The organism is Microbacterium sp. FW305-3-2-15-F-LB2 (assembly GCF_058787255.1).
Window position 1 is genome coordinate 3,029,733 of record NZ_JBYSZO010000001.1, and the last position, 20,196, is coordinate 3,049,928.

Here is a 20,196-nt window from a genome sequence, read left to right on the forward strand (position 1 = left end):
ACCTCGACGAAGCGCAGGTCGGCGACAGTTTAGGTACGTGAGCCTGTGAACTGCGTGAAGAAGTGGACAGCAATTGTTCACGTCGCGTCCACTCGCTCACGGGGCTTCGTACGGAGGGACGTGTCCGCCCCTCCGTACGGATGCCACCCGCGAGCGAGCTCGGCTCTCCGGGCGCTTAGGCCGCGCGCGTGCGTGCTTCTTCGTGCAGACGCCGTGCTTTGCGGATGAGTTCGACGCCGTCCGGCCCCCAGAGAAGACGCATGACACGCGCCTCGTTCTCCGGGTTCTGGAACTCACGGACGTCCGCCTCGCGGGCCCGGATGATGTCGCCCGCCGCGGCGATGGTCTCCGGGGAGCGCCCGGCGGAGGCTTGCAGGTTCGCCGGGAGGATGGCATCCATCAGCTCGGTCCACCGCTGATAGACGTCCTCGAGCGCCTCGACCGCGAGCGCGTGACTGGGGTGCCAGTTCTGCTTGCCGACCTGGTGATACTGCTCCAGCATGTCGACGCCGGTCTCGAGGTCGCGGAACACGCTGTCGGAGTGCCCGAAGAGGGGCCAGTACTTCTCGTAGAGCGCCTGGAGCTCCGCCCAGGTGGTAGGGATCTCCGACTCCTCCGCCCCGACGAGCCGCAGGTACGACCCCATCTCGAGGACGTACTGGTCGCGCTGGGCGGCGGTGAGCGGCCGCGGCGGCTCGTCGCCGTGCCACGCCAGGTTCTCGTAGACGCTCAGGATGCACTGCATCTCGGTGATAGCCGCCCACATGGCATCCCGCGGTTCGGCGGCAGCGTATCCGCCGAGAGACGGGTCGTCGGGGTCGATCACAGGCCCCTGCACGTGGCCATGGATGCGGTGCAGGTGCGTGGCCATGTTCTGTGCGGTGGTGGTGTCGCCGAGCCACATCGGCGCGTGCATGCCGGAGTTGCGCTGCAGACGCTCGAAGAAATCGAACATCGTGAACCGGCCGGCGCGCGCCTTCCGGCTGATGGGGTCGGCATCGCGGATGCCCGCCACGACCGGCTTGTACAGGAACTGGATGGACCCCTGCGCGGCGGTCTCGAACACGATCGTGGCGGGGTGCAGGAGAAGCTCCCACGTCACGGACCCGGGACCGAAGAGCCCGTAGTCGGGCGTGCCGTCCGGTCGGGTCGAACCGCCGGCCGGAACGACCTCGCCGAAGCGTCGCCAGCGGGCGGCATCGCCGTCGATCAGTTCTTGCGTGATCACGGGGATCTTGCGGTCACCGGAGATGGTCGGTGTGGACATCGCGACTCCTTCGTCTTTTTCGTACGGTATGCGTACGAAAATAACGTTAGAACCGTCGGGCGCGGGACGCAAGAGCCGATCGGTATCGTGGATGCCGGGAAGGCGGTGCGGTCGTGACCGACACGGATACTCGCCCCAAGGGTCGGCCTCGCGATCCTCAGATCCGGGCCAAGGTGCTCCTGGCGGCGCAGCGGGTCTACCTCGCCGGGGGGCTGCCGGGATTCACCTTCGAGGCCGTCGCGCGTGAGTCCGGCGTCGGCAAGCCGGCGCTCTACCGCCGGTGGGAGTCCACGGACGAGCTCCTCGACGACGTCCTCCGCTCGCACGCTCTCGTCCCCACGGAGACATCGACGGGCGACATCCGCGCGCAGCTGATCGACATCGCCCTGGCGACCCTCCGCTTGGCGCACTCGGAGGAGGGGTCGTTCGTCCTCCGCGTGAGTTCAGAGCGCGGCTCCGGCGGGGGGATGTTCGAGAGGTACTTCGAGCGGTTCCGCAGCTTCATCCACTCGCAGAACCGTGCGCTCGTGGCCGCGGCCATCGACCGAGGCGAACTGAGCCGCGACCGTGACCCGGACATCATCGTGCTGTCGATCACGGGCGCCATGCTCGCGGGGACGTTGCTCTCGCTCGCACCCTCGCCGGTCGCGGATCCTGCTGCCGCCGAAGACTACTGCCGCCGTGTCGTGGACGAGGTCCTCGGGGCGGATACGCGCCCGACGGCGGATGAGGGTCGGTCATCCCGCACCACTCGCTGAAACGGTGCTCGGCCGATGGATCAGGCCGCCGGTCGGCGCACCAGCCGCCACACGTTCCCCCCGCGACGCTCGACCGAGAGCTCGTCGCAGACGGCCGCCGCGATGGCGAGTCCGCGACCCGATTCGGCGAGTGCGTCGACCATCGTCTGCGCCCTCGGGTCGAAGGTCACCGGGGCCGCGCTGTCGCGCAGCGTCGCGCGCAGCTCCTCGCCCGCCGAGAGCTCGACGGAGAGGGAAACGTCCTCGTCGCCGCGCGGACCGTGCACGGCGATGTTCGTCGCGATCTCGATGACCGCGAGAGAGAACAAGCTCAGGTCGAGCTCGGAGATGTGCGCTGCCTGCGCGCCGAGCTCCTCCAGCGCCTCGTGGAGCCCCTCGACGAAGTCGAGTGTCGCGAGGCCCTCTCGCGACACGGTGACCTCAGACACCGTCGAACGCGCTTTCGGCGTCGGGGTAGACGTGGAGGACGCGGTCGAGGTTCGTCAGGCGAAGCACCTGCCGCACCTGTTCGCCCGCGGCCGCGATGCGAAGGTCGCCGCCGGCCACCCGCGTGGCCTTCAGCGCCCCGATGAGCGCACCGAGACCCGACGAGTCGATGAAATCCACCTTCGTGAGATCGACCGCGACCCGCGGCCGGCCGTCGTCGACGAGGTCGGCCACCGCGGTGCGGACCTGCGGAGCGACGGCGGCCGTGAGCCTGCCGTCGAGCGCGAGCACCACGAAGTCGCCGAGGTCGCGGCGTTCGATGTTCATTCCGTTCCTTCCTGGGGCGCGTCATCGGTGCGCGCCACCACCATCACGGTCACGTCGTCGGTGGCCGTGGCACCGCGCGCGAGGCGGGCGGCCTCGTCGAGGGCGCCCTGGACGCCACGCTCCCGCAGCACGCGCCGGACATGCCCGAGAGGATCCGCCATGTCGAGCACGTCCAGCAGACCGTCGCTGCACACCATGAAGATGTCCCCGGGACGGATCTCGGTGTGTGCGGCGGTCCGCACGTCGGCGAAGCCCATGCCCAGCGGCATCCCCGTCGACACGAGGTGCTCCCACGTGTCGTCGGCGCGGAGGATGTAGCCCAGGCTGTGCCCGGCGTCGACGAAAACGGAGCCGACCGGTACCGGCATCCAATTCGGCATGAAAAGCCGTGGCGAACGTTCCGAGGTCGGAGACGTCGGCGTCGAGGAGACGGTCCGCTTCGCGCACGGCCTCGAGCAGATCACGGTCGGGAAGCGTGCGGAGCGACGCGCGGAGCCCGGCGGCCAGGAGCGCCGCCCCGAGGCCCTTGCCCATGACGTCCGCGAGGGTGAACCGCACGCCGCCGTCCACGGGGTACCAGTCGTACAGGTCGCCCGAGATCTGCCCGGCGGCGACGGTGACCGCGGCGACCTCGTACCCGGGGAGCTCTGGTGCGCTCCGCGGGCGCAGCGTGCCCTGCAAGGCGACGGCGTCATCCAGCTCGTTCTGGCGCAGGATCTCGGACTGCACCCACCCGGCGAGCTCGCGGAGCAGGTCTTCCTCGCGCTCGTCGAGCACGCGAGGCTGCGTGTCGAGCAGGCACAGCGTGCCGATGCGTTCCCCACCCCCGGCTTCGAGGGGATGTCCGGCGTAGAAACGCAGATGCGGATCGCCCTCGACGAAGGGGTTGCCCGCCCAACGCTCGTCCTCGCTCGCGTCAGGGATGACGACGGTGCGCCCCTCGCGGACCGTGAAGTCGCAGAAGGCGTCCTCACGCGGTGCCTCCCGGCCGCCCAGACCGATCTCGGACTTACGCCACTGGCGGTCGCGGTCCAGAAGGGTGACGCTCACCATCGGGACGCCGAACATCTCCTGGGCGATGCGCGTGACACGGTCGATGCGCTCGTCACGCGGCGAATCGAGAATGCCGAGGCTCTCGATCGCGCGCTGCCGGGCGGCGTCATCGAACGGGGGGACGACGGTGGTCATCTCATCTCCTTCCGGGTCACCCGGCGGGCGTGCTCCGCCAGGCGTTCGGCCTCGGCGACCGGGTCGTATCCCTTGAACGTGGCCGCCTGGAACAGCACACTCAGCACGACCAGGTCATAGATCGCCCAGGCGATGTTGACCGCGGTGCCGATCGGCTCAGCACCGTTGACGAACAGTCGCACGCATCCGGCGATGATGGCCAGGACCAGCAGCACCATCACGACCAGCTGCGTCCTGATCAGGTGCCACTGGGGGCCGTTGTTGCTGGGGCGGGTCTTCGGCGTGACGGCGAAACCCAGGGGAATGCGCAGGACAACGTTGTTGAACGCCGTCGTGCACGCTTTGATCCACACCGGGAACAGGGCGAGGCTGTACTGCTGGCCGCGCCAGGTGGGCGCCCCGCGGGCCGCGATCACGAACAGCAACTGGTTCACGATCATGAACGGGATGAACCGAGCGAAGAACTCGACCGCGTAGGCGTGGACGGGGAGGATGCCGAGCACCAGGAAGATGATCGGCGCGGCGAAGTACACGACGGCGGCGTAGCCCGACAAATAGCTCCACATCGTCGCGAAGTACATCAGGCGCTGCGGCAACGACATCCCCCACTGCACGAGAGGGTTCTCACGCAGGAGCACTTGCATGGTGCCCTGCGCCCAGCGCAGGCGCTGGGTGAGCATGGTGCCGAGATCCTCGGGCGCGAGGCCGTCGGCGAGCAGTTCGTGGTGGTAGACGCTCTTCCACCCCATCCCGTGCATGCGCATCGAGGTCGCCATGTCCTCGGTCACCGAGATGGTCGCCAGCGGCATGACCGGCTGCGCCTCGCCGGCGCGGTCGACGCCGATCGTGCGGAGCACGGCCTGCACCGCCTCGAGGGCGTTCAACGGGGAGAGTTCGCGCGTCGCGAGCGCGGCGACCGCCTGTTCCACGTCGAACGCCTGCTCCTCGGGAGTCGCCCCCGCCCCGGACGGTCCGGCAAGGGCGGCGAGCTCGCGCAGATCGGCTTCGATGCCCGCGACATCGGATGCCACGATCGACTGGGTCGCGGCATCCACCCGGCGATGCAGGCGGTAGGTGACCTCGCCCAGCGGCGCATGCGCGCGGAGCTGTTCGCGCGCCTCCTTCACCGCCGCGGTCACGTCGTCGAGCGCGGCGGCGACGGCCGGGTCGGACGCGGCCGGGTTCGAGCGCGCCTTGTCGATGACGTGGGCGGCGGCGCGCAGAGCGCTCGCGATCGACCGGTCGAGTTCGCGCACGTAGCCGACGATCCCGAGCTGCATGAGCGCTTCGCGGCGCAGGATCGCGTTCGAGCCGCAGAAGAAGGCCGCGTTCCAGCCGTCCTTGCCCCGCTGGATCGGCCCGTAGAACAGCGGCGCTTGGCTACCGAGGGGGTCACCCGTGGCGACGTTGCTGAAGACCTGCGGCGTCTGGACGAGCGCGACGAGCGGATCGTCGAAGTACCCGAGCGTGTGGTGCAGAATCTCGGGCCGCGGGATCATGTCGGCATCCAGGATGAGGATGAACTCGCCGTCCGTGGCCTGCAGCGCGTTGTTGATATTGCCGGCCTTCGCGTGGCGCGGGCGGTCGTCCCACTCCGCTCCGCGCGAGATGTACCCGATGCCCGCGGCCTCGGCGCGCTCCCGCATCTCGGAGCGACTGCCATCGTCGAGAATCCACGTGGAATGCGGGTAGCGGATGCGCTGCGCCGCCAACGCGGTCGTCATGACGAGGTCGACGGGTTCGTTGTATGTGGCGATGAAGACGTCGACCGTGAGACCCGCAGCGGGGGCCGGCGGCGCCTCGCGACCCCGCGCCTTCCACATCATCATCCCGAACAGGCACACGTCGATCAGGCTGTACGTTTCGGCCACGATCAGCGGAACCGCGATCCACCAGGCATCCCAGTTCAGCGAGAACAACCACCGCCACGCGACGTAGTTCACGCCCAGGAGGAGGGTGAGGACGACGACGACGCGCATCAGGAGCAGGCGCCCCTCGCTGATCCGGGTGTCGTCGGTCACGTCATCGATCCTCTCCGCCGAACTCATCGCGGCACCACCCCGAAAAGGAAGCGCGTCCGCACCATGACCCACAGCGCCGCCAGCACGAGGATGTTCGCCAGCGTGCCGAGCAGCAGGTTCCCCTGGTTCAGCGCCGGGATGCTCGCGACGATCAGCGCGAAGAACACGTGCATCACGAAGACGTACAGAGTGGACTGCCCGAGCGGGACCAGGAAGGCGCCGGTCGCGGCCGCGATGGGCCTCCAGTACGCCGACACCAGCGCGTACAGCGCGACGACGAGGACGAGGACGTTCAGCAGACGCCCGGGGGCGAGGTGCGTGCGCTCGAACAATGCGGCGTAGATACCCCGGAACGTGTTGTCGGAGAGGAGACCGAGGCGGGGGTCGCCCGGTGCCGGCGCGTACGGGTTGTTCCACGAGAACAACATCAACGCCACCGCCACGGCGATGATCGCGACAAGCACCACGCGGCCGAGCCGCGTCGAGAACCACGCGATGATCTCGCGGCGGTAGAAACCTCCGACCATGCCGAGGACGAACAGCAGCTGCCAGATCAGCAACGGGAACGAGTCCTCGAACTGCGAGGGCAGCAGGCGGAAACGCGTGGTGTACCCGATGACGTAGAGGGCGACGCTCGCGCCCACGACCCACGGCCACCAACGGCGCCCGAGCGCCCACAGGATGAGCGGCGAGATGAGCAGAAGCACCACGTACAGGCCCATGACGTTGAACTGCCACGGCCCCATCCTCAGGAGGAGGAAGTCGAGCACCACGCCCGGGTCGACCGGGTACTGCAGGATGCGATCCGCCCCCGCGTACAGGTCGTACACGCGCCCTGTGGCCCCCGGCCCGGCGGCTCCCGTGCCCTGATCGGTGAACGTCGTCACGGACTGACCGTTCAGGAACGGCAGAAGAGCCAAGAAGTACACGAGGACCACGACGACGAGCGCTGTGCGGTACAGCTTCCACGACCGGCCGGCAGTGCGGATCACGACCTCGCCGATGCCGCCCGAAACGAGCTTCGGCCGGTAGACCAGGCCGAGGACGACACCGGAGAGAAGCACGAAGAGCTCGGCGCCCGAGACCACGCCGATGAACTCCTGCGTCCCGATCTGCAGGTAGCTCACCAGACCGAGGTGATTCACGACCACGAAGACGATGGCAAGACCCCGGAGCAGGTCGATCCTCGCGTCCCGCGACGGCGGTCCGCTGTAGACCAGGCGGCGGGCGGATGCCGAGGAGCGCGCCGCGAACAGCACGAGCAGCGCGGCCACGGCGAAGACGGCGGCGACGACGATCCATCCCCAGATTCCGTCCGCGCGGGTCGTGTCCGCCGCCGAGCCGGTGGCATCGCGAACCGGACCGAGAACGAGGTCAGATGCACGCAGGTCGTTCACGAAGGCCGAGCGCACGGTATCCGACGTCAACGTCACCGACCAGTCGATGACGGTCTCGCCCACGACTCCGCGGGTCGTCGCGGTCTCCTGCCAGATGACCGCGCCGAGGTACGGGACCTGCTGCGCGTCGACGGCGGCCTCGATCTGGCGCCACCACGCCGATTTGACCTCGAGCTCGCTCGGGCCGGGAGCACTTCCGCTGTAGAACGCGGCGGTTTGGATCACGAGCGGACGCTGCGCCGACGGGTATATCGCGGCGAAGTCCGGCGCTCCCGACCCGTCGGTGCCGCGCAGACGCGAGACGAAGTCGTCGGACCCCGGCACGACGTTGCGCGCCTCCACACCGCCCGTCTCGTCGAAGTACAGCGACAGTCCGACGGCATCCACCGCTCCATCGCCCGGGTAATAGGGCGCGTACGGGTCGTCCGCTCGCGTCAGCATTCCGTCGCCGTCGGTGTCGGCTCCCGACTGCGCGGACGTCAGCGGCGCCGGGGCCGCGTAGGGGTAATCCCCGCCCCAGAACGGTGACCAGAGCATCGCAGCCGCAGGTAGCTCGGCGTGCACGACGTCAGCGAAGGTCTGGAACGCCGCGCGGTAGGCATCCGGTCGCTGCCCCCAGGGCCGCCACGTCGTGTTCATATCGGGGGCGAAGCTCACGTAGAGCGGCGCACCCGCGGGCCGCGCGATCTCCTTCAGCGCGGCCACGAAGTCCTCCGCCTGCGCGCGCCCGATGTCCTCGAGCGGCACCGTCGGATTCACCACCACGACCGCGATCGACCCGGCCGCCGCGGTCTGCTGGAAGAACCCCGCGAGGTAGCCCTTCTCATCACCCGTCAGCGGGTAGGGCACCTCGCGCTGGTAGAGGGCGCTCGGCGCCCCCAGCCGATCGGCCTGGTCGGCGACGCTGTCGCTGCCCCACTGCAGAATGGATCCGAAATACGCGCCCGTCGAAGGCACGAGGTCGTCGCGACTGTCGTGGGGGGATGCCAGCGCGGGCGTCGCGTTCAGCGCGATCGCGAATAGTCCGATGGCGACGGCGAGGACCGAGCGAACCGCCATGGACGATCGGCGGCGTGGTGCTCCCGCATCGAGTTGTCCATCCTGCACGTCTAACCAGCCCCCGTTCTCACCGGTCTTCAGGACCCTACCGAAGGGTCCCGACACGGCCGGGGAATCTGTACAGGCAACGAAGCGACGTGGCATGTCCCCGCAATAGACGGCCGCCTCTCCTTCACGAAAGGTGCAGCAGGGCGATCAAATCGGCGAGCGAAGCGGAGACCGAGCCGGTCGGCGCCGGGGCATATGCATGCTCGTTACCTAGCCTGAGCACATGCGCATGCGCCTCGAACTCATCCCCCTCGTCGTCGCGGACGTCGACCGCAGCATCGCCTTCTATCGCGACGTCGTCGGCTTCGACCTGGATCACGACGTCTCCCCCGGCAACGGCATGCGCGTGGTGCAGCTCACCCCGCCGGGATCGGCCTGCTCTATCGCGTTCGGCACCGGAATGGGAGGTTCCGCGCCGGTGAGCAACATCCACCTCGTGGTCGACGACCTGGAGCTCACCCGAGCGACCCTCGTCTCGCGGGGACTCGACGTCTCCAGCATCCACGACATGGGTGGTGGTGTGCGCTACGCGTTCTTCGCGGACCCGGATGCCAACTCCTGGGCGCTGCAGGAGATCCGCCCGGGGGCGTCGCTCCCGACGTGACCCCGCCCGGGCCGGCATCCGGGCGGGGTTCGAGTAACGCACATTCAGCGGAGGGTGTGGGATTCGAACCCACGGGACATCTCTGCCCACTGGTTTTCAAGACCAGGTCCATCGGCCGCTCGGACAACCCTCCCGATCGTGCGAGTCTACCCAGCCGCGCGGCCGCGCACCGCGAAAGCACACGTCCCGGCCGAGCGCACACGATGCGGTCGACCCGATCGTGAGCGCTCGACCCGATGGTGTGCGCTCGCCGCCCGCCGCACCCCCGAGCCGCCCCACCGAAGCCGCACCCGCGCCGGAGCACCCGCGCCAGAACCCCGGCGCCGGAGCACCCGCGCCAGAACCCCGGCCGCACCCCCGGCCCCCGCGGTCACCATCTCGCCCGTTCACGGTGCCGTGAGGAACGAGTCACCTCGCGCAGTTACGATCTGGGCGTGACCGTGGGGACAGTGCCGGGCTCTCGCGCCGACAGCCGCGCGCGGCGACGCGCGTCGACCGCGCACCGCGCGACCGATCTGACGGTGCGGCGCCCGGTCTCGCGCCACGCCGCACCGGACGCCGCGGCGCAGAAGTGGCGCCGGAACACCGGCCTCGCCCTGGCGGCCGTGGGCGGACCGCTCACGGTGATCGTGTTCGCCGCGCTCATCGCCGCCGGAGCCTTCGCCTGGCAGGTGATCCAGGTACAGGACGACCTCGAGGGCGCGATGGACCAGTCGAAGGTGCTGATCCAGGCGGCCGCGAGCGGGGATGCCGCCGGCATCCAACGGTCCGGCGAAGACATCGTCGCTCGCGCGCAGCGGGCGTACGACACCGCCCAAGGCCCCCTGTGGGATTTCGCAGCGGACATCCCGGCGGCCCGAACGAACGTGCTCGCCGTCCGCGGTGTCACCGAGATCGCTCAGACGGTCACCTCCCAGGTGCTCCCCCCGCTCATCACGACGATGTCCGCGGCGAGCGACGGTTCCGGCGGCGGGTCGGGGATCAACCTCGCACCGTTCCTGCACGCCGGGACGGTGATCCCGACGGTGCTGACGTCGTTCGACGAGGCATCCCGGATCGCGACGAGCATGGATCGCACCGGTGTGCTCCCGCAGATCTCCGCCCCCGTCGATCAGCTCGTGCGCGCCATCGATCAAGCCACCCCCGTCCTGCAGACGGTCAACGCGCACCTGCCCGAGCTCCTGCGCGCGGCGGGCGCCGAGCGCCCCATGCTGTATCAGCTCATGATCCAGACACCGGCCGAGATCCGGGCGACCGGCGGCGGCGTCGCCCAATGGCTGGTGCTGAAAGTCGACGACGGCAACGTCGACATGCTCAGCCTCGACACGGGCACCGACCTGATGTATTCGCTGCTCCCCTCCGTCGGCTTCGACACCGAGAACGGTTCGCTCATCCCCCTGCCCTGGCAGACGAGGGCTCTGTACCCGCCGGAGCTGACGAACTGGTCGTCGAACTTCACCATGACGCCGAACTTCCCGACCGCGGTCGAGCTCTTCCAGGCCACGCGGGCGTGGACGGACAAGCCGAAGTTCGACGGGGCGTTCTCCATCGATCCCGTCGTGCTCGCGCATCTTCTCGAAGCGACCGGTCCGATCACGCTCGCCTCCGGCGAGACCGTCGACTCCCAGAATGCGGGAGCGAAGCTCATGAGCGAGCCGTACGAGCGCTACGGCATCGACAACGCGGCCATGGACCGGTACTTCAGCGAGATCAGCGCGAGCATGTTCAGCAAGCTCACCGGGCGCCAGTGGGACATCGGCACGATGTGGACGCAGATCGTTCGCAGCGCCGACGAGGGCCGCATCTTCGCGTGGTTCGACGACGCGGGCCTTCAGAACCTGTCCCATGAGTACGGCCTGGACGGCACGCTCCCGACGGACAACCAGGATGCCACCCAGCTCGGCATCTACTTCAACGACTACTCCATCGGGAAGCTGGAGTATCACCTCACGTACTCCCAGCACGCGAGCTGCAGCGCCGACGACCGGACGATCACCGTCTCGATGGAGCTGCACAACAGCATCACGGATGCCATCACGAGCGGCTACACGCTGGGCCTGCGCAACATCGAACGTGAGATCCCGCTCCGGACGATGATGCTCGACGTGTTGTTCTTCGCCCCACCCGGCGCGGAGATCGTGTCCGTCGACCCCGAGGAGGGCGACCGGTGGGACTCGACGTTCCACGATCGCTCGGGGGTGGACCACGGGAATTCCGCCGAGAGCAGGACTCTGCTCCTCGCCGAGGGGCAGACACGAACGGTCTCGTACACGGTGCAGCTCCCCGAGGGCGACCTCGGGCCCCTGGAGCTGCGGCACACCCCGGGCGCGAACGACACCGCCGTCACGATCGACGCGAACTGCGCCCCGCTCTTCCGCAGTCCCGAGGGGTCGAACAACATCCTGCTCTCCACGATCGGCTGAGAACCGGGCGGGGCAACCCCGTCACCTCCGCTGCGGGCGGTGGCTAACGTCAGGGGATGACGACGAACCGCGGGTCGCTGGCATCCTTCTTCCTCCGCCTCGGGAGGCAGGTGTGGGTGCGAGCCGCACTCTTCACGTTCATCGGCATCGCGATCGCCCTCATCGCCGGTTTCCTCGGCCCGCTCCTCCCGTTCGACGTCACGATCGATCTCGGGCAGAACGCCGTTGGGTCTCTGCTGCAGATCATCGCGACGGCGATGCTGACCGTCAGCACGTTCTCGGTCACGGCGATGGTCACCGCGTTCTCATCGGCGACGACGACGGCGACCCCACGTTCCACTCCCCTGCTCATCGCCGATCCGACCTCGCAGAACGCGGTGTCGACGTTCGTCGGCGCCTTCACCTATTCGCTCGTCGGCATCGTCGCCCTCTCCACCGGGTACTACACCGAGCAGGGGCGGACGATCCTGTTCATCGGCACGCTCATCGTGATCGGCATCGTCGTCTTCACGCTCCTGCGGTGGATCTCGCACCTGTCGACGTTCGGGCGCATGGCAGACGTCATCGACCGCGTCGAGAAGGCAGCGACCGACGCTCTCACCGCCTACGGCGCGGCCCCGCTCCTCGGCGCACGCCGGCTGACGTCCATTCCGCCCGGGGCTCGACCGATCCACAGCGACGGTGTCGGATACGTCACGCATCTCAACGTGTCCGCGCTGAACCGGATCGCGGACGCCCACGACCTCCGGGTCTACGTGGTCGCCGCGCCCGGCCGCGTCGCTGACGCCCGCACGCCGCTCGTCCGGATCGAGGGCGCCGTGGACGATCGCGCGATCTCGCAGGTACGCGGCGCCTTCCGAGTCGAGTCCCATCGGTCGTTCGAACAGGATCCGCGGTTCGGGGTCATCGCGCTCACGGAGATCGGGAGTCGGGCACTCTCCCCCGCCACGAACGACCCGGGGACGGCCATCGAAGTGATGGCCGCGCTGCAGCGGGTCTTCACCCCCGCACTGACGGCAGACCCCGACGACGAGGTCCACTACTCGCGCGTGTTCGTCACCCCACGACCCTGGGCGAACTCATCGACGATGCGTTCCGCCCGCTCGCCCGCGACGGCGCCGGCAACATCGAGGTGCATGTGCGCCTCCAGAAATGCCTCGCCTCGCTGGCGGCAGCCGCGCCCCGCCACGCCCACGAGTTCCGCGAGGCCGCCCGCGCGGCGTCCGCACGCGGTCGTCGCGGGCTCGATCCCACCGACGCGAGAACGCTGAGGGCGACGGTGCGCGAAGCGTGGAGCGGGGTCTAGAGGTCGCGGAGGACCGCCGCGACGCCGCCCTCGGACACCGACAGGCCCACCTCACCGGCCGCCTCGTGCACCTCGGGTGGCCCCTGTCGCATCGCGATCGCGCGGCCGCCGTGCGACACGGCCCACTGCATCATCTCGATGTCGTTGCGGCCGTCGCCCATGACCAGGACGTTCTCGGGCGGGATGCCGAGCCACTCACGCACCAGTTCGAGGGCGGTGGACTTGTTCACGCCCTGCGGTGCGATGTCGAGCCACGCCGTCCAGCCGATCGCGTACGACACCTGGCTGAGACCGATGCGCTTCACCAGCTCGAGGAAGTCCTTGTCGGTCTTCTCGGGGGCGACGACGACGACGCGGCAGACGGGCTGATGCGACAGTTCCGCGAAGCTCACGCGGTTCGCGCCCTGCAGGTTCCAGTCGTCGAGATAGTCCGTGAAGAGGCGCTGCCCGTCGGGCAGCTCGACGAGGAAGTGGGCGTCGCCGAGGTGCTCGCCGAGCAGCGTCAGAACCTCGGTCGGGTCGAACGTCTCGACGTGCGCGCGCTCGTATTCGGTGGCATCCGGCCCGCCGATCCGGCGCATCACGATGGCCCCGTTCGAGCACACCGCGTATTCGGGGTGGATGCCGAGGCGCCCCATGACCGTGTGGGTGCTGTCCCAGCTGCGACCGGTGGCGAGCATGACCTCGTGCCCCTGGTCTTGCGCGTGGCGCACGGCATCCACGACTCCGGGGCTGAGCGACTCGTCCTCGAGGAGGACGGTGCCGTCGATGTCGAGCGCGATGAGCATGCGTCCGACCGGGGCCGTACGGGCGATGTCGTCGACGACCGCGGCCGCCTCGTGCTGCGTCTCCGCGTCGACGTCACCGACGCGGGGCAGGGCGGCCTCGTCGGTCACGCGATGGGCTCCATCACTTCGAGGCCGCCGAGGTAGGGGCGCAGCACTTCCGGCACCGTCACCGATCCGTCGGCGCGCTGGTGCGTCTCGAGCAGCGCGACGATCCAGCGGGTGGTCGCGAGCGTGCCGTTGAGGGTGGCGACCGGCTGCGTCTTGCCGCCGTCGGCGGGGCGGAACCGGGTGTCGAGGCGCCGCGCCTGGTAGGTGGTGCAGTTCGAGGTGCTCGTGAGCTCGCGGTAGGCGTCCTGCGTGGGAACCCAGGCCTCGATGTCGAACTTGCGCGCGGCACTCGACCCGAGGTCTCCGGCGGCGACGTCGATCACGCGGTACGCGAGCCCGAGGTCCTGCAGCATGCCCTCCTGCATCGCGACGAGGCGGTCGTGCTCGGCCTCGGCATCCGCCGGGTCGGTGTACACGAACATCTCGAGCTTGTTGAACTGGTGCACGCGGATGATGCCGCGAGTGTCTTTTCCGTACGAGCCGGCCTCGCTGCGGTAGCACGTGGACCATCCGGCGTAGCGCTTCGCTCCGCGCTCGAGGTCGAGGATCTCGTCCATGTGGTACCCGGCGAGGGGCACTTCGCTGGTGCCGACGAGATACAGGTCTTCCTTGTCGAGGTGGTACACCTCGTCCGCGTGCTGGCCGAGGAAGCCGGTGCCGCGCATGACCTCGGGGCGCACGAGCGTCGGCGGGATCATGGGCGTGAACCCGGCCTGCAGCGCCCGGTCGAGCGCCAGGGTCATGAGCGCGAGCTCGAGCCGCGCGCCGATGCCGGTGAGGAAGTAGAACCGGCTGCCCGAGACCTTGGTGCCGCGCTCCATGTCGATGGCACCGAGCTTCTCGCCGATGGCGAGGTGGTCGAGCGGCTCGAAGTCGAACGTCGGGACCTCGCCGTGCGTGCGGAGGGTCACGAAGTCCTCTTCGCCTCCGGCGGGGACTCCCTCGAGCACGATGTTCTCGATCCTCGACAGGGCTTCCTCGGCGGCCTCCTCGGCGACGGTCACCGCGTGCTGAGCGGACTTGACCCGCTCACTGAGCTCCTTGGCCTCGGCCACGAGCGCGGGCTTCTCGTCCTTCGGCGCCTGCGCGACCCTCTTGCCGTGCGCGTTCTGGGCGGCGCGCAGCTCCTCGAACGTCGTGATCGCGGCGCGACGTTCGCGGTCGGCGGCGATCGCCGCGTCGACGGAGTCGGGCGACTCCCCGCGCGCGATCTGGGACCGCTTCACCAGTTCGGGATCTTCACGCAGCAGAGTCAGGTCGATCACGCGTCCATCCTACGGTCGGCCCCGGGGCGACATCCGCGCCATGGCGCTCGGGACGGCGCCGGTCAACCCCGCGGATCGACGGAGATCGGCGACGTTCCGGGTCCTAGGGTGGATGCCATGGCCGACCCCCAAGAACCGCGCGACGACGCGGACGCCCCCGTCTCCCCCGAGGCCGAGCAGGACCGGGCGGCGTCGGAAGGCTCGCCCGAGGATTTCCACGAGGCGACCCTGCGGCAGGAGGACGAGCCCGACACCGTCGCGGTCGACGAGCCCGACCCCAAGGACGCGGCCGAGCCCGACGACGTCATCCACCAGCCCGGCGACGTCGAACCCGACACCTCGGATCACGAGTCCGGCGAGGCCAAGCGCGTCTCGCCCGACGGCGACGACGCCCCGATGGATGCCGAGCCCACGGCGAAGAAGCGGGCGGCGCTGGTCTACAACCCGACGAAGGTCGACCCTGAGGTCCTGCGACCGCGCGTGAGCGAGCTGTCCGCCGAGGCGGGATGGGCCGAGCCTCTGTTCTACGAGACCACCGTCGACGACCTCGGCGACCTCGCGACCCGCGCCGCCATTGAAGAAGAGGTGGATGCCGTGCTCGTCGCCGGCGGCGACGGCACCGTCCGCGCCGTGGCCGAGGCGCTGACCTCCACTGGCATCCCGCTGACGATCGTCCCCAGCGGCACCGGCAACCTCCTCGCCCGCAACCTCAACCTGCCGCTCGACGACGCCGACGCGATGATCCGCGCGACCTTCGACGGCAAGGTGCACCCCACCGACACCGGCATCGCCCGGATCCGCCGCGCCGACGGGACCGTCGAAGAACACGGCTTCGTCGTCATGGCGGGGATGGGACTGGATGCCGCGATGATCCAGAACACCCGTCCCCAGCTGAAGAAGTCGGTGGGATGGGTGGCGTACGTCGACGGCGCCGCCCGGTCGCTCGTGAACGCCAAGCCGTTCCGCGTCATGTACCAGCTCGACGGACACGGACACCGCCTGCACTCCGCAAAGGTGCAGAGCGTGCTGTTCGCCAACTGCGGCGCACTGCCCGGCGGGGTGGCCCTGATCCCGGATGCCTCGATCGCCGACGGCGTGCTCGACGTCGCCGTCATCCAGCCCAGCGGCGTGTTCGGCTGGCTCGGCGTGTGGCGCAAGATCTGGTGGGACAACTCCGTGCTGCGCCGCTTCCGCGCCGGCCGCCGCGTGCTCGAACGGCGTCGCGACTCCTCGGTGCGGTACCTGCGGGGAAGCGGCATCGAGCTGGCGACCGCACCGGCGCAGCCGATCGAGCTCGACGGCGACGAGTTCGGCGAGGCGACCCGCATCTACACGCGGGTCATCGAGGGCGGCCTGCAGGTCAACCTCCCCGCCGGCCACGACACGTCCGGGCTGTAACCGCGCCAGCCCGCCCGTGGTTGGGACGTCGAAAGCACACGATCCGGTCGAACGCACACGATCGGGGCGTCCCGAACGTGGGCGCTCGGCCCGAACGTGGGACTTCGGCGACCCCGCGGCGGCGGGCGACGCGGCGGCGGGCGACGCGGCGGCGGGCGACGCGGCGCAGGGCTGTCAAGCCCGGCGCCGCAGAAACCCGGCTGGATAGCGTCGCTGCATGGCTTCTCCGTCTCTCGTGTGGTTCCGCGACGACCTGCGGCTGACCGACCATCCGGCTCTGCGCGCGGCGCTCGACCGCGACGAACCGGTCATCGGGCTGTACGTACTCGACGAGGAATCCGACGGCGTCCGCGAGATCGGCGGGGCGGCGCGCTGGTGGTTGCACCACTCGTTGGCATCCCTCGCCGAGCGCCTCGAGGAACGCGGCTCAACGCTGGTGTTGCGGCGAGGACGCGCCGCCGACGTCGTGCCCGCGGTGGTCGAGGAGACCGGAGCGGGAGCGGTGTTCTGGAACCGGCGCTACGGCGGCGCGGAGCGCGACATCGACGCGGGCATCAAACAACGGCTGCGGGACGACGACGTGACGGTGGCGTCGTTCGCGGCGAACCTGCTCTTCGAGCCGTGGACCGTGCGTACCGGCTCGGACACTCCGTACGGCGTCTACACGCCGTTCCGCCGCGCAGTGGAGAAGATGCCCGCACCGCGGGCGCCCCTCCCCGAGGCTCGCAAGATCGCGGGGCCGTCGCAGGCACCCGAATCCGACGACCTCGACGCGTGGGGGCTGCTCCCGACGAAGCCCGACTGGGCCGAGGGCCTGCGCGAAACGTGGGAACCGGGCGAGCCGGCGGCTCTCGCACGGCTGCGGGAGTTCCTCGACGACGACCTCGGCGACTACGCCTTCTCGCGGGATGCCTTCGCGGGCGGCGCGACCTCGAACCTGTCGCCGCGCCTGCGCTGGGGTGAAATCAGCCCCAACCAGGTGTGGCACGCGACGCTGGAGCATCGCGGATCCGGCAAGCACGCCGAGTCGGCGACCGGGTTCCTGTCCGAGATCATCTGGCGCGAGTTCGCGTGGCACGTGTTGTTCCACTCCCCCGACCTCGCGACGAAGAACTGGCGCGAGCAATACGACGCGTTCCCGTGGCCGAGACTGAACCGCGGACACCTCGAGACGTGGCAGCGCGGCGAGACGGGGATCGCGGTCGTGGATGCCGGGATGAAGCAGCTCTGGCACACCGGGGTCATGCACAACCGTGTGCGCATGGTCACGGCATCCTTCCTCACCAAGAACCTGCTCATCGACTGGCGTCACGGCGAACAGTGGTTCTGGGACTGCCTGGTCGACGCGGATGCCGCGAGCAACCCGTTCAACTGGCAGTGGGTCGCGGGATCGGGGGCGGATGCCGCGCCGTACTTCCGCGTGTTCAACCCCGACACGCAGCGCGAGAAGTTCGATCCGCACGACGAGTACATTCGCCGGTGGGCACCGGAACACCTCGACGGGGGCGCGCCCGAGCCGATGGTCGACCTGAAGGAGACGCGCCAGCGGGCGCTCGACGCGTACGACCGCGTGCGTCACGGCGGGTGAGGCCGCGAACGCGAGAAGGGCGCCACCCGGAGGTGGCGCCCTTCGTCACGAGGAACGTCAGCTGACGCGGGTCTCGACGACCTCGTCCTCGTCGTCGTCGCCCGGGATGAAGACGTCGACGACCGTGACGTTGATCTCGGCGACCTTCATGCCGACGAGCTCGGTGATGGCCTGGTGCACCGCAGCGCGGACGTTGGAGGCCACACGCTGCAGCTGCTCGGGGTAGTCGACCTGGATGGCGATGTCCGCGGCGACCTCGGTCTCGCCGACCTCGACGCTCACGCCCTGCGCGTAGTCCTTGGCGCCCACGGCCTGGCGGAGGTTGCCGATGACGCGGGCGGCGCCGCCCCCGAGAGCGTGCACGCCGGGAACCTCGGCCGCGGCGATGCCGGCGACCTTGGCCACGACGGCATCCACGATGACGGTCGAGCCGCCGTCCTTCGTGATCGAGGCGGGGGTGGTGGTGGCGGTGTTCTCAGCCATTGCGCTTCCTTCCGTGATCTGCGGAACCCTGTGTTCCGCGAAGTCATAGGGAAGACGCTGCGGGTGACCCGTTCGTCACGCGTTTGCTGCTGAGAGAACCCTGAGCGTCCCCACTCGCCGCGTCATTCGTCGAAGAAGCCTCCGAACGGGACACCGGGATCGCCGTCGTCCCGTTCATCGAACTCGACGGTTTCGGTCGAGAACGCCACGGACGTCTGGGGCGAGAACAGCACGCTCACCTCGCGATTGCCCACGACGACGAAGGATTCGAACCGGCCGCCACGCTCCACGGCGCTCTCGATCCTCCTCTTCAACGCCTCGATGTCCTGCCCCTGCGTCAACGCGAAGACGGCGTCGTTGACCGCCATCTGCGTCCGAACCATGGTGTGGCCCCCATCCATGCGAGCGACGGTAGGTCGGAACCGCCGCCGTCGCTGAGGGGGTTGCGATTCCCACCGGATGCGGAATACTGCCGCCGCTCGACGGGTTGCCGTTGACGTGAACGACGCGATCCCCTCCCTCTCCGTTCTCGACCTCGTCCCCGTGCGCACCGGGCAGAGCAGTGCGCAGGCGGTCGCCGCCTCCCTCGACCTCGTCGAACGCGCCGACCGGCTCGGCTACCGCCGCTACTGGTTCGCCGAGCACCACAACATGCCCGCCGTCGCCTCCACGGCGCCGCCGGTTCTCATCGCCGCCGCCGCCGCGCGCACCGCGCGCATCCGCGTCGGTTCGGGCGGAGTCATGCTGCCGAACCACTCGCCGCTCATCGTCGCCGAGCAGTTCGCGGCGCTCGAGGCCCTCGCCCCGGGCCGCATCGATCTCGGCATCGGGCGAGCCCCGGGGAGCGACCCCGTCATCACGCAGCTCCTGCACCGATCCGGCACGACGAGCGACGTGTCGCGCTTCCCCGACCACGTGACCGACATCCTCGCGCTCACCTCCGCCGACGGCGCGACGGTGCGGTTCACCTCGGGCACGGAGTACCAGGTGAAGGCGACACCCCTGGCATCCGGGATGCCTCAGGTGTGGCTGTTGGGCTCGAGCGACTACTCCGCGCAGCTCGCCGCCAGTTTCGGACTCCCGTACGTCTTCGCCAACCACTTCGCAGGCGAGGGTCTCGAACACGCGCTGCGCCTGTACCGCGATCAGTTCCAGCCGAACGAGTCGGGCGACGGGCCCCGCACGTTCGTGACGGCCAACGTCGTCGCCGCTCCCACCGCCGAAGAGGCCGAGGATCGCGCACTGCCGCAGCTGCGGATGATGGCGCGACTGCGGACGAACCGTCCGCTCGTGCCCCTCGAGACGGTCGAGCAGGCCAAGGCCGACCCGTTCGACGCGATGGCCGAGTCGATCATGGCATCCAGCCGTCAGAAGTGGTTCGTCGGCACCGGAGACGACGTGCGCGCCCAGCTCGCGGCGTTCGCGGCTCAGTACGACGTGGACGAGATCATGCTCTCTCCGGTCGCCGGAGCCTACGACGGCGAGCCGCTGGACTCCGCCGGCGGTCGCGCACAGACGCTCGAGCTCGTCGCGGCTCCGGCCGCCGTCGCGGCCTGACCCGCCGGTCCCCGGCGCGCGCGTTCCCGCGCGCCCGCGTTCCCGCGCGCCCGCGTCTCCGCGCGCCCGCGTTCTCGCGCGCCCGCGTTTCTCGCCGAGACTTCATCGCGCCGACATCTGCGCTGCAGCCTGCAAGGGAGATGTCAGCACGATGAAGTCTCGGGATTGGGGGGCACCAGGCGGGC

Annotated in this window: 17 protein-coding genes, 1 tRNA gene and 1 pseudogene; 7 read left to right on the top strand and 12 right to left on the bottom strand. The window is 69.5% G+C overall.

Translation table 11 applies throughout. From position 1 onward, the window contains the following. Nucleotides 1-175 precede the first annotated feature (175 nt). Nucleotides 176-1,267 (bottom strand): oxygenase MpaB family protein, encoded by a 1,092-nt coding sequence (locus tag AC3WLZ_RS14645; RefSeq protein ID WP_492470528.1) that lies wholly within the window; start codon nucleotides 1,265-1,267, stop codon nucleotides 176-178. Nucleotides 1,268-1,380: 113 nt separating this feature from the next. On the opposite strand from AC3WLZ_RS14645, the gene AC3WLZ_RS14650 reads away from it, so the two are divergent. Next, entirely contained in the window at nucleotides 1,381-2,025 is a 645-nt protein-coding gene (locus AC3WLZ_RS14650; protein WP_492470529.1) for a TetR/AcrR family transcriptional regulator, read from the top strand. 20 nt (nucleotides 2,026-2,045) lie between these two features. Here AC3WLZ_RS14650 and AC3WLZ_RS14655 read toward each other — a convergent pair whose 3' ends face one another. The 6 genes and pseudogenes from AC3WLZ_RS14655 to AC3WLZ_RS14680 form a co-directional block, all read right to left on the bottom strand. After that, complete coding sequence (locus AC3WLZ_RS14655; protein WP_412925647.1) at nucleotides 2,046-2,453, bottom strand: ATP-binding protein; 408 nt, start codon at nucleotides 2,451-2,453, stop codon at nucleotides 2,046-2,048. Then, nucleotides 2,446-2,778 carry an STAS domain-containing protein gene (locus AC3WLZ_RS14660; RefSeq protein ID WP_412925648.1) on the bottom strand — a complete coding sequence of 111 codons (333 nt, stop codon included), beginning with the start codon at nucleotides 2,776-2,778 and terminating at the stop codon, nucleotides 2,446-2,448. The genes AC3WLZ_RS14655 and AC3WLZ_RS14660 overlap by 8 nt, the downstream gene beginning before the upstream one ends. Beyond that, on the bottom strand, nucleotides 2,775-3,146 hold the full coding sequence (locus AC3WLZ_RS14665; protein ID WP_492470530.1) for a SpoIIE family protein phosphatase: 372 nt from the start codon (nucleotides 3,144-3,146) through the stop codon (nucleotides 2,775-2,777). Before AC3WLZ_RS14665 ends, AC3WLZ_RS14660 begins: the two co-directional genes overlap by 4 nt. A 34-nt stretch (nucleotides 3,147-3,180) precedes the next feature. After that, nucleotides 3,181-3,966 (bottom strand): annotated as a pseudogene (locus AC3WLZ_RS14670) (GAF domain-containing protein); the annotation flags it as partial. After that, nucleotides 3,963-5,945, bottom strand: coding sequence for a glycosyltransferase (locus AC3WLZ_RS14675; protein WP_492470996.1), 1,983 nt, complete (start codon nucleotides 5,943-5,945; stop codon nucleotides 3,963-3,965). The pseudogene AC3WLZ_RS14670 and the gene AC3WLZ_RS14675, both read right to left, overlap by 4 nt. A 65-nt stretch (nucleotides 5,946-6,010) precedes the next feature. Further along, entirely contained in the window at nucleotides 6,011-8,443 is a 2,433-nt protein-coding gene (locus AC3WLZ_RS14680; protein ID WP_492470531.1) for an OpgC family protein, read from the bottom strand. A gap of 271 nt (nucleotides 8,444-8,714) precedes the next feature. On the opposite strand from AC3WLZ_RS14680, the gene AC3WLZ_RS14685 reads away from it, so the two are divergent. Continuing rightward, nucleotides 8,715-9,095 carry a VOC family protein gene (locus AC3WLZ_RS14685; RefSeq protein ID WP_492470532.1) on the top strand — a complete coding sequence of 127 codons (381 nt, stop codon included), beginning with the start codon at nucleotides 8,715-8,717 and terminating at the stop codon, nucleotides 9,093-9,095. Nucleotides 9,096-9,143: 48 nt separating this feature from the next. Here the strand turns inward: AC3WLZ_RS14685 and AC3WLZ_RS14690 are convergent. Then, nucleotides 9,144-9,228 (bottom strand) — tRNA-Ser (locus AC3WLZ_RS14690). 301 nt (nucleotides 9,229-9,529) lie between these two features. Here AC3WLZ_RS14690 and AC3WLZ_RS14695 point away from each other — a divergent pair. After that, a complete protein-coding gene (locus AC3WLZ_RS14695; protein WP_492470533.1) occupies nucleotides 9,530-11,518 on the top strand; it encodes a DUF4012 domain-containing protein in 1,989 nt (662 codons plus the stop codon). 56 nt (nucleotides 11,519-11,574) lie between these two features. Further along, nucleotides 11,575-12,789 (top strand): DUF2254 domain-containing protein, encoded by a 1,215-nt coding sequence (locus AC3WLZ_RS14700; protein ID WP_492470534.1) that lies wholly within the window; start codon nucleotides 11,575-11,577, stop codon nucleotides 12,787-12,789. Nucleotides 12,790-12,820: 31 nt separating this feature from the next. Here AC3WLZ_RS14700 and AC3WLZ_RS14705 read toward each other — a convergent pair whose 3' ends face one another. Next, nucleotides 12,821-13,720, bottom strand: coding sequence for an HAD family hydrolase (locus AC3WLZ_RS14705; RefSeq protein ID WP_492470535.1), 900 nt, complete (start codon nucleotides 13,718-13,720; stop codon nucleotides 12,821-12,823). After that, on the bottom strand, nucleotides 13,717-14,985 hold the full coding sequence (serS, locus tag AC3WLZ_RS14710; protein WP_492470536.1) for a serine--tRNA ligase: 1,269 nt from the start codon (nucleotides 14,983-14,985) through the stop codon (nucleotides 13,717-13,719). The genes AC3WLZ_RS14705 and serS overlap by 4 nt, the downstream gene beginning before the upstream one ends. Before the next feature lie 117 nt (nucleotides 14,986-15,102). Between serS and AC3WLZ_RS14715 the strand changes: the two genes are divergently transcribed. Continuing rightward, the gene (locus AC3WLZ_RS14715) at nucleotides 15,103-16,383 is read left to right on the top strand and encodes a diacylglycerol/lipid kinase family protein (RefSeq protein WP_492470537.1); all 1,281 of its coding nucleotides are present in this window, start codon (nucleotides 15,103-15,105) and stop codon (nucleotides 16,381-16,383) included. Nucleotides 16,384-16,600: 217 nt separating this feature from the next. Then, nucleotides 16,601-17,971: a cryptochrome/photolyase family protein gene (locus AC3WLZ_RS14720; protein WP_492470538.1), complete on the top strand. Its 1,371-nt coding sequence runs from the start codon at nucleotides 16,601-16,603 to the stop codon at nucleotides 17,969-17,971. A gap of 57 nt (nucleotides 17,972-18,028) precedes the next feature. Here the strand turns inward: AC3WLZ_RS14720 and AC3WLZ_RS14725 are convergent, their stop codons facing one another. Both AC3WLZ_RS14725 and AC3WLZ_RS14730 read right to left on the bottom strand, forming a co-directional pair. Next, nucleotides 18,029-18,454, bottom strand: coding sequence for an Asp23/Gls24 family envelope stress response protein (locus AC3WLZ_RS14725; RefSeq protein WP_492470539.1), 426 nt, complete (start codon nucleotides 18,452-18,454; stop codon nucleotides 18,029-18,031). Between the two features lie 122 nt (nucleotides 18,455-18,576). Continuing rightward, on the bottom strand, nucleotides 18,577-18,855 hold the full coding sequence (locus AC3WLZ_RS14730) for a hypothetical protein (protein WP_492470540.1): 279 nt from the start codon (nucleotides 18,853-18,855) through the stop codon (nucleotides 18,577-18,579). A 97-nt stretch (nucleotides 18,856-18,952) separates the two neighbouring features. Here AC3WLZ_RS14730 and AC3WLZ_RS14735 point away from each other — a divergent pair, with 97 nt between their 5' ends. Beyond that, on the top strand, nucleotides 18,953-20,011 hold the full coding sequence (locus AC3WLZ_RS14735) for an LLM class flavin-dependent oxidoreductase (RefSeq protein ID WP_412925660.1): 1,059 nt from the start codon (nucleotides 18,953-18,955) through the stop codon (nucleotides 20,009-20,011). Nucleotides 20,012-20,196 lie beyond the last annotated feature (185 nt).

Bases quoted from the DNA above. Each gene is read 5' to 3' on its own strand.
- AC3WLZ_RS14725 (WP_492470539.1), bottom strand. From the start codon at position 18,454: ATGGCTGAGAACACCGCCACCACCACCCCCGCCTCGATCACGAAGGAC.
- AC3WLZ_RS14675 (WP_492470996.1), bottom strand. From the start codon at position 5,945: ATGCGCGTCGTCGTCGTCCTCACCCTCCTCCTGGGCGTGAACTACGTC.
- AC3WLZ_RS14645 (WP_492470528.1), bottom strand. From the start codon at position 1,267: ATGTCCACACCGACCATCTCCGGTGACCGCAAGATCCCCGTGATCACG.
- AC3WLZ_RS14660 (WP_412925648.1), bottom strand. From the start codon at position 2,778: ATGAACATCGAACGCCGCGACCTCGGCGACTTCGTGGTGCTCGCGCTC.
- AC3WLZ_RS14680 (WP_492470531.1), bottom strand. From the start codon at position 8,443: ATGGCGGTTCGCTCGGTCCTCGCCGTCGCCATCGGACTATTCGCGATC.
- AC3WLZ_RS14685 (WP_492470532.1), top strand. From the start codon at position 8,715: ATGCGCATGCGCCTCGAACTCATCCCCCTCGTCGTCGCGGACGTCGAC.
- AC3WLZ_RS14700 (WP_492470534.1), top strand. From the start codon at position 11,575: ATGACGACGAACCGCGGGTCGCTGGCATCCTTCTTCCTCCGCCTCGGG.
- AC3WLZ_RS14730 (WP_492470540.1), bottom strand. From the start codon at position 18,855: ATGGATGGGGGCCACACCATGGTTCGGACGCAGATGGCGGTCAACGAC.
- AC3WLZ_RS14665 (WP_492470530.1), bottom strand. From the start codon at position 3,146: ATGCCGGTACCGGTCGGCTCCGTTTTCGTCGACGCCGGGCACAGCCTG.
- AC3WLZ_RS14720 (WP_492470538.1), top strand. From the start codon at position 16,601: ATGGCTTCTCCGTCTCTCGTGTGGTTCCGCGACGACCTGCGGCTGACC.
- AC3WLZ_RS14715 (WP_492470537.1), top strand. From the start codon at position 15,103: ATGGCCGACCCCCAAGAACCGCGCGACGACGCGGACGCCCCCGTCTCC.